The following is a 14,240-nucleotide window of genomic DNA, read 5'->3' on the forward strand; positions in this document are numbered from 1 at the left end:
GCAATGGAATGCATATCTCAACACTGGTCGAGCTGCTCGGCAGCAAGGGCTCGGATGCTCATCTGCAGGCATGGTTCGCGCAGCACGGCATCGGCAAGCCCCCGACCACGATCAGCGCGAACCAGGGGCAGAAATCGGTCAAGGACAAGCTCCACGACATGGAGTTCTACTTTGCCTTCGACATCATCAATGATCGCTTCTATCCGCCCACCGTCGGAGCGCGTGGCAGCCTGCTGAGCCACTTCAAGTCCGCCACCCTGTTCAGTCACCGGCCCAAGGGCAATCCGCCAAAGCCCGAAGGCTTCTGGGACGGATACGTGCAGCCATCAGCCACACTCCAGGACTGCCTGGCGTACTTCAACGGCCGGTTGGAAGAATTCGGCGACACCGCCTACTTTGAAAAGCCGCTTACCGGGGACGTCGACATCAAGCTCTGGTTCTGCAAGCGCAGGCAGCGCGTGGACACCATCCAGCTCAATCTGCATGAGGACCGCGAGTTCATCGGCCATCATGATTTCGACCCTGGCAATGAACACAACACCACTCCGCAGGCGGCAACGCTGGTACTGAAGTGGCTGTTCGATCGCCGGCACCTGCGGGTGCCGCAGGCACTCTACGAGGCCGGGTTGGAGGATGATCACCAGGCGATCCTGCGCTTTGCCGAGCAACATCTTGGCAACCACGTCTGGGCAGGCCAGCTTCACGATTCACCTGCGCTGCGCAGCGTGCTGGCCCACACCAGGACCACCCGCCCCCTGCAACTGGACAACGGCAGCCCGCTGCACCTGTTCGACAAGTGGCTGTACCTGAAGGCAGGCGGAGCATGGGAACGGCATCATGCCCTCTACAACGACGACACACTGGCGGACTGGAGTGCGAGCGTGGATGCGTTCGAACGCGCGGTGGTACTTGATGCCGCGCAGCGACAGGCTTTCCTGGCAATGCTGGACGACGCCTACCAGCGGGTTCAGCAAGCGCACCCTGCCTGATCGCATTGAGGGAAATCCCTCATCGTGCGTACGCATCGCTCTGGCTAAGGTGACCACTCTCTTCCGCAGGAGGTCCGCATGAACACGTCAGAGCCCAGCCGTCAGCCCAGCCCCGACCCGGCCGAGCGCAATGCGTTTTTCCCGTCGCCGTACTCGCTGTCCCAGTTCACTTCGGCAACCACCGATCTGTCCGGCGCGGACTATCCCGATGCCCGTCGTGATGGACGCTGGAAAGTGCTGATGATCGCCGCCGACGAACGTTATCTGCCGACCGCCAACGGCCGCCTGTTCTCGACCGGCAACCATCCGGTGGAGACGCTGCTGCCGATGTATCACCTGCACAAGGCCGGTTTCGGGATCGACGTGGCGACGCTGTCGGGCAACCCGGTGAAGTTTGAGTGGTGGGCGTTCCCACGCGAAGACCGCGAGATCGGCGGCCTGTACGAACGCTACGAATCCCGCTTCCGCCAGCCTCTGCACCTGGACGAGGTGGCGAGGGCACTCGATACCGGTTCGGACTATGCCGCGGTGTTCATTCCCGGCGGTCACGGTGCGTTGATCGGCCTACCGGAAAGCCGCGCAGTGAAGGCCATCCTGCAGTGGGCGGTGGACAATCAACGTCACATCATCACCCTCTGCCACGGCCCTGCCGCGCTGCTGGCAGCCGGCGTGGATGAGCCCAATGGCGGTTCATTGTTCCGCGGCCATCGGATCTGCGCCTTCCCCGATGCGATGGACCGGCAGACCCCGGATATCGGCTACATGCCGGGTCAACTGCCGTGGTTCTTCGGCGAGCGCCTGGCCCAGCAGGGCGTGCAGATCGTCAACGAGGGCATCGATGGCAGCGTGATGCAGGACCGCCTGCTGTTGACCGGCGACAGCCCGCTGGCGGGCAATGCGCTGGGCAAGCTGGCTGCGCGCACCCTGCTGGATGCGCTGGCCGCACGCTGACCGGCATGGATACCGTCGTGCAGTCATTGCTGGTGCTGGAACGTGCACGTTCGCTGGCAGCCATCGGTACCGTACTGCGCGGCGTCGGCGCGCCGCTGGGTTATGACCGCACGCTGATGTTCGCTACCGGCACCGATCTGGACCGAGGCGCGCAGCGCCTGTACTGGATCGATGGCGATTGGTTCGGCGAGGGCGCCAGCAGTGGCGTGGCGCACTACCTGCATGCGTGCCCGGTCAATCGCCATGTGCTGGACAGCGATGCGCCGTTCTTCTGGAGCAAGCAGCAGGGCGTGCGCGGCGAGCGCTACCAGGTCGTGCGGCAACCGCGCGGCGAAGGACTGCACGGCCTGCAGGTGCCGGTGTTCGGTGCGACCGGCCTGGAAGGGGCAGTCAGCTGGGGAGGACGCACGATCGACGCATCTCCATCGGCACGGTTGCTGCTGGAGCTGATTGGCACCGCCGCCTTCCGTATGGCGCATCGGCTGTCTGTCGCCCCGGCGGTTGTGCCTGCCGGCACCCTCAGCGCCCGCGAGCGTGAGGTCCTGCGCTGGGTTGCCGCTGGTCGTCGCCAGGCCGATATTGCTGCGACTTTGGGGCTGTCCACACGCACGGTGGAAAACCACCTGCGCAGAGCACGCCAGCGGCTGGGCGTGGCGACCACGGCGCAGGCAGTGCGTGCGGCAAGCCGGCGCGGTGAGATCGGGGACTGAGCGCAGGCGCGGCACTTCCGGCTACTGCGGACGCATGTTAAACAGGCCAAGCGCATGTGCGCGATTGCAGAAAGCAAGGATGATGCTTATGAAACTGCAACTGGCCTCGATGGCCGCATTGGTGTTGGTAGTCGGCAGCTTGGCGGCGATGGGAGACGCCCACGCAGACCCCTCGGGCGGTGCCATCTGCGTACCAGTGAAAATGGGCCCCCACTATCACCAGCGGTGCGAGATCCACGACATCGACGAGAACGGAAATCCCTATACCTGGGTGTACTGGATCGACCAGAACGGTCAGTGGTACCTCCCGGCGGACTGATCTGGATTGAACACCGACTACGACTACAAGGAGTGTGATCAATGACGTTGCACAATCGAATGACCGCTTTTTCCTTCGCTGCAGTAGTTGCGCTTGCCGCGCTGGTGCCTTCAGCACCGGCAAATGCCGCCGAAGAGGTCGGCCTGCAGGAAGAGTGCGTGCCCTTCCGGGCCGGCTTCGGCATCCACCAGCGTTGCACGCTGTACGTGGTCTATGACGATGGCACCCGCGTGGCCAGCGACCACTACAACCGCGACGAGAACGGGATGATGTACGACCCCTGATCGCCTGTGGCATCTGCCGGGCGGCCGCACGCCGTCCGCCCGGCCCTTGCAGCCGCCCATCCCGGCATACCACTGCCCTTGCCTTCCATGGCATCCTCCATGAAACCGCTTTCATGGAATGGAGGGATTCCACGATGTTGTCTCGCTTCCGCACGTCCGCGCTCTGCGCACTCCTGGCTTTCGCAGTGCCCGCCGTCACCTGGGCAGCCTCGCCCGCGCCGTTGAAGGTGATGTCCTTCAACGTACGCACCCCTGCCGACACCGACCCCGGCAAGCGCTGGGAGGACCGCCGCGACGCCATGGTCAAGGTGATCCAGCAGGCACACCCAGCCGTGATCGGCACCCAGGAGCTGGTGCTGGAGCAGGCCAATTACCTGGCCGAGCACCTGCCCGACTATCGCTGGTTCGGCGAAGGCCGCCGCGGTGGCAGTGGCGACGAACACATGGGCGTGTTCTACGACAGCAAGGTGCTGGCGATGGAAGAGTCAGGCAACTTCTGGCTGTCCGATACGCCCGAGGTCGCAGGCAGCATCAGCTGGGGCAACCTGTTCCCGCGCATGGTCACCTGGGCCGTGTTCCGCCGCCTGGATGATGGCCGTCGCTTCTACTTCATGAACACCCACCTGCCCTACCGCGACGAGGACGAACCGCGCCGGATCAAGGGAGCCGAACTGATTGCCACGCGCGTGGCCGCGCTGCCTTCCGACCTGCCGGTGGTGCTGACCGGTGATTTCAACAGCGAGCCCGGCGGCGGCACCTATCAGGCCTTCACCCGGGTGCTTCAGGACACCCGTCGCCAGGTCAAGTCGCCGCAGGGTCCGCGCCTGACCTTCCACAACTTCACAGGAACGGCGACCGCCGAGCTGGACTGGGTGCTGGTGCGTGGCTTCCACGCGCGCAGCTTCCTCACCGATGACCGCCGCATCGACGGCGTACTGCCCTCCGACCACTTCCCGCTGGTGGTTGAGCTGGACTGGCCGAAACACTGAGCAATGCGGCGACCCTCGCTACGGCGACGGTCGCTTGCCCAGCAGGCGGTACAGCGCCTGGTGCTGGTCGCGCGCCTGGCAGATGCGCGCGCCGACGGCAAGGAACACCGCAATGCCGACAAGGCCAGCACCCAGCATTGAATCGGGCAGGCGCACGAAGCCGATCACTGCGGCCATCGCGGCCAGTACCAGCAACACCACCACGCCGACCGACAGCCCGGCCCCCGGCAGGCCGGGATCACCGAGCAGCGTCCGTTGCGCCGATTGCTTCTGTTCGCCCATGTCCTGTCCTCCCGTGGTTTTCTCCACTAGTTACACGGCGGGCGGCACTTCCGGCAGAGTCAGAAACGTCACAGCGGCGAGAACGTCCACGGCGGCCCGCGCGCTACCCTGCCAGCATCATCGTTGAGCGGAGACAACGCATGACCCATCGCAGCCGACTGGCCGGGTTCATCATCGATTGCCAGGACACGCCCGCCGCAGACAGCGCGCGCTTCTGGGCCGCAGCGCTGGGCCTGCAGGCCGAGCCTGCCCGTGCTGAAGGCGACGCAGAGTATGCCGATCTGACAGGCGCGCCGGCGGGATTGAACGTGGAGGTGCAGCGGGTCGATCACCCGTCGCGGGTGCATCTGGATATCGAAAGCGACGACATCGACGCCGAAGCCGAAAGGCTGGAAAAACTCGGTGCCCGCCGGGTCGGTTTCGTCAAACGCTGGTGGGTGATGGAAGCGCCCACCGGTCATCGATTCTGCATCGTGCGCATGCGTGATCACGATGCTCCGGCCAACCACTGGCCATGATGGAAAAAGGGACGGAAGCAGATGCTTCCGTCCCCCTGTCGATCAGCGCGCCTGCGCCACGCTCGGCGCCTGCGGTGACTGGCCCCAGCCACCGAGTGCCTTGTACACACCCACGACACTGACATTGACCTCTGATTCGGCGGCCGCCAGTGCATCATCGGCCACCAGCTGCGTGCGCTGCGCGTCCAGCAGGGTCAGGAAGTCCTCCGACCCTTCGCGGTAGCGGATCTGCGCCAGCGATTCGGCACGCCGTGCCGCCTGCGCCTGCTCGACAACGATGGCCAACCGCGCCTGCTGCTTGGAGTAGCGGGTCAACGCGTTTTCGGTGTCCTCCAGCGCCAGCAGCACCGCCTGTTCGTACTGCGCGGCCACGCCCTCGGCCTCAGCCTTGCTGGCACGCAGGCGTGCCTTGACCGTGCCGAAGTCGAATGCCGCCCAGCTCAACGATGGGGTCAGCGACCAGGCCTTGTTGTTGCCGTTGACCAGGCCACTGGCATCGCCGCCGAGGAAGCCGACGAAACCGGACAGCGACAACCGCGGGAACAGATCGGCCGTGGCCACGCCGACACGCGCGGTGGCGGCAGCCAGGCGACGCTCGGCCACGCGCACGTCGGCACGCTGGCGCAGCAGTTCGCGGGTATCACCCAGCGGCAGTGCCTTGGCAAACGCCGGCACTTCGTGCGGCGCCAGCATGGCGGTCAACACTTCCGGACGCTGGCCAAGCAGGACAGCCAACCGGTTGCGCGACTGCGTCTCGGCCACTTCCAGCAGCGGGATGTCGGCCTCGATGGCCTTCAACCGTGCGCGGCTGCTCTGCACGTCCAGTTCGCTGCCGGCACCCAGTTCCCAGCGCGCCTCGGTCAGCCGCTGCGTATCGCGCAGGTTGACCAGGGTGCGCTGGGCCACCGCAATGCGCTTCTGGGTGCCACGCAGTTCGAAGTAGTTGCGTGCCACTTCGGCAGCGATCAGCACCTGCGCGTCGGCAAGGTTGGCCTGCTCGGCGTCCAGGTCGGCACGCGCAGCCTCTGCAGCACGGCGCTTGCGGCCGAACAGATCCAGCTCCCAGCCCGCATCGAAGCCGAGCTGGTAGCTTTCACTGAACACCCGCTGCCCACCCAGCTGCGGATCGGGTTGCTTGCGGCGGTCGTAGCTGCCGCCAGCGGTAACGTGTGGCGCCTGGTCGAAGCGGCTCTCGACAAACACGGCACGGGCCTGGCTGACACGGGCGACAGCCACGCGCAGGTCCAGGTTGTCCGACAGCGCGCCGTGCACCAGTTCTTCAAGCACCGGGTCATCGAACTGCGCCCACCAGCTGGCCACCGGCGAGGCGGTGCTGAAGACCGGCTGCTGTGCACCCTGCAGGACGACGGGCTCCTGCACCGGTGCCTTGTAGTTGGGGCCGACGCTGACACAGCCCGCCAGCACCAGGCTGGAGACGGCCATCGCCAGGGTGCGGATCACCATGGCAGCACCTCGCCCAGGTAGGTGAAGCTGCCGCTGGCGCCGGACTCGCCGATCAGCGCCATCTGCACGCTGGAACGCGCGCCCTCGGCGATTTCGATCTCGCCGTTGCCACCGTTCATATCGGTTTTCACGTAACCGGGGTGCACGGTGTTGACCTTGATCGGCGTACTGCGCAGTTCATGGGCCAGGGCCAGGGTCCAGCTGTTCACCGCGGCCTTGGACGCGTTGTAGGCCGGGATCTTGAAGTCGTAGATGCCCGAGGTCGGATCGGCATGCAGGGTCTGCGAGCCGAGCATGCTGGAGACGTTGACGATGCGGCCGGACTTGGCCTGCTTGATCAGCGGCAGGAAGGCCTGGGTCACCGCCACCAGCGCATACACGTTGGTCTCGAACGTGCGACGCCAGGTGTCCAGCGACTGCTCCGACGGCAGTTGCGCTGGGTTCTCGATCATGATGCCGGCGTTGTTGACGAGGATGTCCAGACGACCATGGCGCTGACGCACCTGCTCGACCGCCTCGGCGATGCTGGCGCCATCATTGACGTCCAGCTGCAGCGCTTCCACCGGCAGGCGCTCGGCCTGCAGCTTCAACGCCAGTTCCACTGCGGTTTCGCGCTTGCGCCCGGCCAGCAGCGTGTGCACGCCGGCCTGTGCCAGCTGGCGCACGGTTTCCAGGCCGATGCCGCGGGTTGCGCCGGTGACCAGCGCGATCTTGTTCTGATGGGTGTTCATGGATTCATTGCCTTGGTAGGGGGAAGCGGGCGCCGGTGATTGCCGGCGCCGCTGTTTTCCATGTCAGTGATGGATGGTCGGCTCGCCGTGCTGCACCAGCTGGCCACCACCGTTGCGGGTGACGAACTTGCGCAGTGCCACGTAGAACACCGGGGTCAGGAACAGGCCGAACAGGGTCACGCCCAGCATGCCGGCGAACACCGTGATGCCGGTCACCGAGCGCACTTCGGCGCCAGCGCCATGCGACAGCACCAGCGGCACCGTGCCGGCGATGAAGGCGATGGAGGTCATCACGATCGGGCGCAGACGCAGGCGGCAGGCTTCCAGTGCCGCTTCGACGATGCCCTTGCCGCCCATCTCCAGCTCTCTGGCGAACTCGACGATCAGGATCGCGTTCTTGCACGCCAAGCCCATCAGCACCACCAGGCCGACCTGCACGAACACGTTGTTGTCGCCGCCGGTCATCCACACGCCGAACAGCGCGGACAGCAGGGTCATCGGCACGATCAGGATCACCGCCAGCGGCAGCGACCAGCTTTCGTACAGCGCGGCCAGCACCAGGAACGCCAGCATGATCGCCACCGGGAACACGATGAAGGCCGCCTTGCCCTGGGTCGCCTGCTGGTAGCTCAGGTCGGTCCATTCGGTAGCCATGCCCACCGGCAGCACCTTGGCGGCGATGGCGGTGAGGTTGTTCATCGCTTCGGCCGAGGACAGCACACGCGGGTCGGCTTCACCGGCCAGGTCAGCGGCCGGGTAGCCGTTGAAGCGCAGCACCGGGTCCGGACCGTAGGTTTCCTTGACGGTGACCATCGAGCCGATCGGCACCATCTCGCCACGGTCGTTGCGGGTCCGCAGCTTGCCGATGTCTTCGACGCTGTCACGGAACTGGCCATCGGCCTGCGCGATCACCTGCCAGGTACGTCCGAACTGGTTGAAGTCGTTGACGTAGGCCGAACCCAGGTAGGTCTGCAGCGTATCGAACAACTCGGTCAGCTGTACGCCCTGGGCCTTCGCCTTGACCCGGTCCACCTCGGCATCCAGCTGCGGCACGTTGGCCTGGTAGCTGGTGATCGGGAAGGCCATGCCCGGGGTCTGCGCAACCGCGCCCTGCATCGACTGCACCGCGTTCTGCAACGCGCCATAGCCGAGGTTGCCACGGTCCTGGATGAACATCTGGTAGCCGTTGCCGTTACCGAGGCCGAGGATCGGCGGCGGCATCATGGCGAAGGCGAACCCTTCCTGCAGGCCTGCGATCTTCTGGTTGATCTCCGCATTGATCTGCGCCGCGGTGCGGCCATGGCGCTCGCTGAACGGCTTGAGCGGAATGAACGCAACACCGGTGTTGGGCGTGTTGGTGAACTGCAGGGCATTCAGACCGGGGAACGAGATGGTGTGAGCCACACCGTCGGTTTCCTGGGCGATCTTGGCGACCTTGCGCAGCATTTCATCGGTACGCGCGATCGACGAACCCTCCGGCAGCTTCACGCCGGCGATCAGGTACAGCTTGTCCTGGGTCGGAATGAAGCCCGGCGGCACCAGCTTGAAGATGAAGCCGGTACCGACCAGCAGCACCGCATACACCACGAATACCGCACCACGGCGACCGAGGATCTTCGACACGCCACGCTCGTACTTTTCCGAGCTGGACTTGAAGAAGCGGTTGAACGGACGGAACACCCAGCCGAACAGACGGTCGATGATGCGGGTCGGGGCATCCTTCGGCGCGCCATGCGGCTTGAGCAGGCGGGCCGCCAGGGCCGGCGACAGGGTCAGCGAGTTGATCGCCGAGATCACCGTGGAGATGGCGATGGTGACCGCGAACTGCTTGTAGAACTGACCGGTGACGCCCGACAGGAACGCCATCGGCACGAACACCGCACACAGCACCAGGGCGATGGCGATGATCGGCCCGGACACTTCGCGCATCGCCTGATGCGCAGCGGCCAGCGGGGTCAGGCCTTCTTCGATGTTGCGCTCAACGTTTTCCACCACCACGATCGCGTCATCGACCACGATGCCGATCGCCAGCACCAGGCCGAACAGGCTCAGCGTGTTGATCGAGAAGCCCAGCAGGTACAGCGCGCCGAACGTACCGACGATCGACACCGGCACGGCGATGAGCGGGATGATCGACGCACGCCAGGTCTGCAGGAACAGGATCACCACCAGCACCACCAGCGCGATGGCTTCGAGCAGGGTGGAGACCACGGCCTTGATCGAGTCGCGCACGAAGATGGTGGTGTCATACACCGCTTCGTACTTCACGTCGGCCGGCATGGTCTTCTGCATCTCGTCCATGCTGGCCATCACCGCATCGCGGATCTCCAGCGCATTGGCGCCGGGGGCCTGGAAGATACCGATACCCACCGCGTTCTTGCCGTCCAGCTGCGAGCGCAGCGTGTAGTCACCGGCACCCAGTTCGACACGGGCCACGTCCGCCAGCCGCACCACTTCACCGTCGGTGCCGCTCTTGAGCACGATGTCGCCGAACTCCTGCTCGCTGCGCAGGCGGCCCTGGGCATTGATCAGGGTCAGGAACTGGCTGTTGGGCATCGGTTCGGCGCCGAGCTGGCCGGCCGAGACCTGCACGTTCTGCTCGCGCATGGCGCGCACCACGTCGCTGGCGGTCAGGCCGCGCGCGGCCACCTTGTCCGGGTCCAGCCAGGCGCGCATGGCATAGTCACCACCGCCGAAGATCTGTGCGTCGCCGACGCCCTGGATACGTGCCAGCGCATCCTTGACGTGCAGGCGGGCGTAGTTGCGCAGGTACAGGGTGTCGTACTTGCCGTTGGGCGAGGTCAGGTGCACCACCATCAGGAAGGTGGGTGACTGCTTCTGGGTGGTCACGCCTTGCCGGCGCACGTCCTCGGGCAGTCGCGCCTGGGCCTGGGCAACGCGGTTCTGTACCTTCACCGCCGCTTCGTCCGGGTCGGTGCCCGGGCGGAAGGTGATGGTCATCTGCAGCACGCCGTCGGAACCGGCCACCGACTTGAGGTAGATCATGCCCTCAACGCCGTTGATGGCCTCCTCCAGCGGGGTGGCCACGGTTTCGGCGATCACCTTCGGGTTGGCGCCCGGGTAGACCGTGCGTACGACCACCGACGGCGGCACCACTTCGGGGTACTCACCGATGGGCAGCATCGGAATCGAGATCAGGCCTGCGGCGAAGATCACGATCGACAGCACCGCCGCGAAGATCGGCCTGTCGATGAAGAAACGGGAAAAGTCCATGGAAGAATTCCTGGAAAAGGCCGTCGGCGGGCAACAGCCGACCTGCCCCTCGCCAATCTGGCGAAGGCAGTGACGGCTGCCGCTGGCACCGGCAGCTAAGCGGGGACGCGGATCAGGAGCCGGCGGATCAGTGGTTCAGTGCGGCAGTTGCATCGCGACCCGGCGCCGGCGCAGCGGTGGGCTGCATCGCCACCGCCTTCGCCTGCACCGGCATACCGGGCATGAAGACCTTCTGCACGCCATCGATGATCACCTTGTCACCGGCGGCCAGGCCCTGCTCGACGATGCGCAGGCCTTCGGCGGTGCGGCCGAGGCGGATGTCACGGCGCTGGGCCTTGCCATCCTTGTCGACCACATAGACGTACTTGCGGTCCTGGTCGGTCAGCACGGCCTTGTCGTCGATCAGCATGGCCTGGAACTGGCCGCTGCCGAGCAGCTGCACGCGGGCGAACAGGCCCGGGGTGAACTGGCGATCGGCGTTGTCCAGCAGCGCGCGGACGCGGATGGTGCCGGTGCTGCGGGTCACCTGGTTGTCGAGGAAGTCGACCTTGCCCGAGTGCGGGTAGCCTTCTTCACCGGACAGGCCGATCTTCACCGGCAGCTCGCTGTCGCGCTCGCTCGGGCGCTCGCCTTTGCGTGCCATCTGCGCATAGCGCAGGAAGGTGCTTTCGTCGGCATCGAAGTACACGAACACCGTATCAAGCGAGACCAGCGTGGTCAGCACGCTGGCGCTGTCGCCGGCGGTGACCAGGTTGCCGGCGGTGACCATCGCCCGGCCGGCACGGCCGTCGATCGGCGCACGCACCTTGGTGAACTCCAGGTTGAGGCGGGCGGCATCCACCGCGGCCTGCGCAGCCTGCACCGCCGCACCGGACTGGTCGGCGGCCGCACGACGCTGTTCGGCGGTCTCGGTGGAAATCGCCTGCTGTTCGGCCAGGCGCTTGGCACGCTCGGACTCGCTGCGGGCCAGCACCGCCTGGGTGCGCGCACGGGCCAGTTCGGCGTTGGCGCGGTCGTACTCGGCCTGGTAGCTGCGGGCATCGATGGTGAACAGGACGGCGCCCTTCTTCACTTCTTCGCCTTCAACGTAGTTGACCTTGTCGATGTAGCCGGACACGCGCGGGCGCAGCTCGACGCTCTGCACGGCCTCGACGCGCCCGCTGAACTCGTCCCACTGGCTGACCTGCTTGAGCAGCACGGGGGCAGCTGAGACCTGCGGCGGGGGCGGCGCGCCGGCTTCTTCGGCATGGCCACCGCTGCAGGCCGCCAGCACGGCAGCGGCGAGGATCGACACGCCAGCCATCGCGATGCGATGACCGAAACGATGTGGAGTGGTATTGGGGGAAGTCATGGCATGCATCCGTACGGAGGGGTGGTACAGCTATTTGAGAATTGCTATCAACTTTCGGCGGCGTATCCTGCGACCTCAACCAAAGTCGAGGTCAAGCAACGCCTGCGGTGTCGCGCCACAGCGGCGGTATTTCCAGGTGCAGCAGGCCGCGTGGCAGTTCGGCATCACTGCTGTCGCAACGGACGATTGCGCGGTTGTCGCGGCACCCGTCGAGCAGGGACACCACGCGGCGACCGACCAGCAGTGAACTCGGCCATTCAATACAGGCGTTGGCAGCGTTGGCCGGCGTGCAGACCGGACTGCACACTTCCAGCATCTGCGCGCGAACGCCCACGGCCTGCGCTTCCTGGTGCACCACCTGCGCGTACATGCGCAGCGCGGCGGTGGTGATCGAGGTCTCGCCATAGCCTGCCCAGGGCTTGAGCCCGGCCGGGCTGCCGATCATCACGTAGCGGCGAGCGTGCACGTTGTCCTGCAGCAGCGGCAGCAGGTGGTGCACCGCGTGCACATGCGGCATCAGGTCCGCCTGCAATGCCGCCGACAGAGCGTCACCGCCACGCTCGACCACGCGGCCACGGTTGTACGGGCCGCCCATCGCGGCAACCACCGCTGCCAGCGGGCGCGGGCGCTGCGCCACGCGTTCGGCCAGCGCACGTGCCGAACTGTCGTCGCTGAGCGAGCCCAGCATCGTCTGCAGGCCCGGCTCATCAGCGAACTGCTCGTGCAACGCCGCCAGGCGGCCGGGATCGCGGCCGACCACCAGCACGGGGCTGCCGGCCTCCAGCAATGCGCCGACCACACCCTGGCCCACGGCACCGGTGCCGCCGAGAACCAGGACTTCGGGCGTCAGAATCCCATTCACGGGACATTTCCTCCCAAATCCGGGATAGTCCCGATTCGGCGCAGCCGGTCACCCTTGTGCGAGGCAAGGTGCAAGGCACCGCCACGCTGCTGACGCATGGGTGCGGTAAACTCCCGAAAATCCTTGTTAACCAAGGAGCTGGGACGGGATTCAACGGTCATTGCCAGGTCCAGGGCGTTCTGGCCGGCAATCCGGAAGCGGGCAAGAATGTTGCGCAGGCTCATGGCGGACGGGCTCCAATTAGCGAATGGCCCCACGATAGACCTCAAACCCCTACTTGATTAGTCCTGATTAAGGGGAATAATCATCCCGCCCCCGGTCCAATCGTTCTGTCACGATTGCCCCATCCCCGACGTCCAGGATCCCTGACCATGTCCCACGATCTCAACGAGACGCTGATCTTCGTCAAAGTGGTCGAGCAAGGCAGCTTCATCGCGGCTGCCAAATCGCTCGGCCTGCCCAAGACCACGGTCAGCCGCAAAGTGCAGGAACTGGAGACGCGCCTGGGTGCGCGCCTGCTGCACCGGACCACGCGCCGCCTCGGCCTCACCGAAGCCGGTTCGATCTATCACGAGCATTGCCAGCGCATCGCGCGCGAACTTGAAGAAGCCGAAAGCGCGGTCAGCCAGCTGCAGTCCGGTCCACGCGGCTGGTTGCGCTTCACCGTGCCCTATTCGATCGGCATCACCTGGATCGCACCGCTGCTGGGCCAGTTCCATGCGCAGTACCCGGAAATCCGCCTGGACATGCACATGGGCAACGAGAAGCTGGACCTGATCGCCGGTGAGGCCGATCTTGCCCTGCGCGTGGGTGCCCTGCCCGATTCCAACCTGGTGGCGCGCAAGCTCGGCAGCCTGCGCACGCAGGTGTTCGCCAGCCCGGCCTACATCGAGCGCTACGGCGAACCGCTGCATCCGGAAGAGCTGCAGTTCCACCGCATCCTGGCCATGCGCAAGCCGTACCACACCGGCAATTCGCCACGCTTTACCTGGCAGCTGGGCGAGAACGGTGGCGAGCTGCGCGACTTCCCGGTGACGCCGCTGATGACGGCCAACGACATGTCTGCGCTGAATGGCGCGCTGGTGTGTGGCGAAGGTCTGCTGCTGACCGGCGACGTGATGGCCAAGCCGTTCGTCGAGTCGGGCATGGTGCGCCGCGTTCTGGCCGGCTGGACCGGTCCGGAAGTGGATTTCAACGCGGTGTTCGCCGGTGGCCGGCTGGTGTCGCCGAAAGTACGCGCGTTCGTCGATTTCCTGGTGGAGAAGCTGAACTTCGACGCCAACTACATGCTGGCGCAGTGCCCCGGTGCGAAGCTGGCGCGGCAGCAGCAGGAACAGGAAGAAGCGGCGCTGGCGAGCAGCGGCAAGCGGATCCTGGAGAAGGTGGCTGCTTCGGCGGCGTAAGCTGCAGCGATGCCGGCTGTACCCTGCTCCTGGATCGCCTTCGGTAGATGCCGACCTTGGTCGGCACGGCTCTCCACATGGGCTATCGGCGTGCCGAGCACACTCGGCACCTACAGAAAATGCCGCCTGCCAGGGCGGCATTTTCGTTCCGGC

At 65.7% G+C, this 14,240-nt stretch carries 15 protein-coding genes; 8 read left to right on the forward strand and 7 right to left on the reverse strand.

Translation table 11 applies throughout. The features are described from left to right. The first annotated feature begins 8 nt into the window (after positions 1 to 8). From K5K93_RS04330 to K5K93_RS04355, 6 genes are all read left to right on the forward strand, one after another. Positions 9 to 989, forward strand: a complete 981-nt coding sequence (locus K5K93_RS04330) for a hypothetical protein (protein WP_222389943.1) — start codon at positions 9 to 11, stop codon at positions 987 to 989. Positions 990 to 1,067: 78 nt separating this feature from the next. Beyond that, positions 1,068 to 1,940 (forward strand): glyoxalase III HchA, encoded by an 873-nt coding sequence (gene hchA, locus K5K93_RS04335; RefSeq protein WP_222389945.1) that lies wholly within the window; start codon positions 1,068 to 1,070, stop codon positions 1,938 to 1,940. Positions 1,941 to 1,945: 5 nt separating this feature from the next. Then, on the forward strand, positions 1,946 to 2,650 hold the full coding sequence (locus K5K93_RS04340) for a PA1136 family autoinducer-binding transcriptional regulator (RefSeq protein ID WP_025878851.1): 705 nt from the start codon (positions 1,946 to 1,948) through the stop codon (positions 2,648 to 2,650). Positions 2,651 to 2,738: 88 nt separating this feature from the next. Then, positions 2,739 to 2,969 carry a hypothetical protein gene (locus tag K5K93_RS04345; protein WP_080149121.1) on the forward strand — a complete coding sequence of 77 codons (231 nt, stop codon included), beginning with the start codon at positions 2,739 to 2,741 and terminating at the stop codon, positions 2,967 to 2,969. 59 nt (positions 2,970 to 3,028) lie between these two features. Beyond that, entirely contained in the window at positions 3,029 to 3,253 is a 225-nt protein-coding gene (locus K5K93_RS04350) for a hypothetical protein (protein WP_261311927.1), read from the forward strand. A 134-nt stretch (positions 3,254 to 3,387) separates the two neighbouring features. Further along, the gene (locus K5K93_RS04355; RefSeq protein WP_140225928.1) at positions 3,388 to 4,242 is read left to right on the forward strand and encodes an endonuclease/exonuclease/phosphatase family protein; all 855 of its coding nucleotides are present in this window, start codon (positions 3,388 to 3,390) and stop codon (positions 4,240 to 4,242) included. An 18-nt stretch (positions 4,243 to 4,260) separates the two neighbouring features. On the opposite strand, the gene K5K93_RS04360 is transcribed toward K5K93_RS04355, so the two are convergent. Then, positions 4,261 to 4,524: a hypothetical protein gene (locus tag K5K93_RS04360; protein WP_222389947.1), complete on the reverse strand. Its 264-nt coding sequence runs from the start codon at positions 4,522 to 4,524 to the stop codon at positions 4,261 to 4,263. Positions 4,525 to 4,664: 140 nt separating this feature from the next. Between K5K93_RS04360 and K5K93_RS04365 the strand changes: the two genes are divergently transcribed. After that, a complete protein-coding gene (locus tag K5K93_RS04365) occupies positions 4,665 to 5,042 on the forward strand; it encodes a VOC family protein (RefSeq protein WP_033830848.1) in 378 nt (125 codons plus the stop codon). A 42-nt stretch (positions 5,043 to 5,084) separates the two neighbouring features. Here the strand turns inward: K5K93_RS04365 and K5K93_RS04370 are convergent, their stop codons facing one another. The 6 genes from K5K93_RS04370 to K5K93_RS04395 form a co-directional block, all read right to left on the reverse strand. Further along, positions 5,085 to 6,506: an efflux transporter outer membrane subunit gene (locus K5K93_RS04370; RefSeq protein WP_117310127.1), complete on the reverse strand. Its 1,422-nt coding sequence runs from the start codon at positions 6,504 to 6,506 to the stop codon at positions 5,085 to 5,087. After that, a complete protein-coding gene (locus K5K93_RS04375; RefSeq protein ID WP_222389948.1) occupies positions 6,500 to 7,237 on the reverse strand; it encodes an SDR family oxidoreductase in 738 nt (245 codons plus the stop codon). The genes K5K93_RS04370 and K5K93_RS04375 overlap by 7 nt, the downstream gene beginning before the upstream one ends. A gap of 63 nt (positions 7,238 to 7,300) precedes the next feature. Continuing rightward, positions 7,301 to 10,471: a multidrug efflux RND transporter permease subunit gene (locus tag K5K93_RS04380; RefSeq protein WP_025878843.1), complete on the reverse strand. Its 3,171-nt coding sequence runs from the start codon at positions 10,469 to 10,471 to the stop codon at positions 7,301 to 7,303. A gap of 127 nt (positions 10,472 to 10,598) precedes the next feature. After that, positions 10,599 to 11,822, reverse strand: a complete 1,224-nt coding sequence (locus K5K93_RS04385; protein WP_025878842.1) for an efflux RND transporter periplasmic adaptor subunit — start codon at positions 11,820 to 11,822, stop codon at positions 10,599 to 10,601. A 91-nt stretch (positions 11,823 to 11,913) separates the two neighbouring features. Continuing rightward, entirely contained in the window at positions 11,914 to 12,684 is a 771-nt protein-coding gene (locus K5K93_RS04390; protein ID WP_025878841.1) for an SDR family NAD(P)-dependent oxidoreductase, read from the reverse strand. Further along, positions 12,681 to 12,908: a hypothetical protein gene (locus tag K5K93_RS04395; protein WP_025878840.1), complete on the reverse strand. Its 228-nt coding sequence runs from the start codon at positions 12,906 to 12,908 to the stop codon at positions 12,681 to 12,683. Before K5K93_RS04395 ends, K5K93_RS04390 begins: the two co-directional genes overlap by 4 nt. A gap of 147 nt (positions 12,909 to 13,055) precedes the next feature. Here K5K93_RS04395 and K5K93_RS04400 point away from each other — a divergent pair, with 147 nt between their 5' ends. Beyond that, positions 13,056 to 14,087 (forward strand): LysR family transcriptional regulator, encoded by a 1,032-nt coding sequence (locus tag K5K93_RS04400; RefSeq protein WP_025878839.1) that lies wholly within the window; start codon positions 13,056 to 13,058, stop codon positions 14,085 to 14,087. Positions 14,088 to 14,240: the final 153 nt, after the last annotated feature.

The organism is Stenotrophomonas sp. DR822 (assembly GCF_019793815.1).
Classification (GTDB): domain Bacteria; phylum Pseudomonadota; class Gammaproteobacteria; order Xanthomonadales; family Xanthomonadaceae; genus Stenotrophomonas; species Stenotrophomonas indicatrix.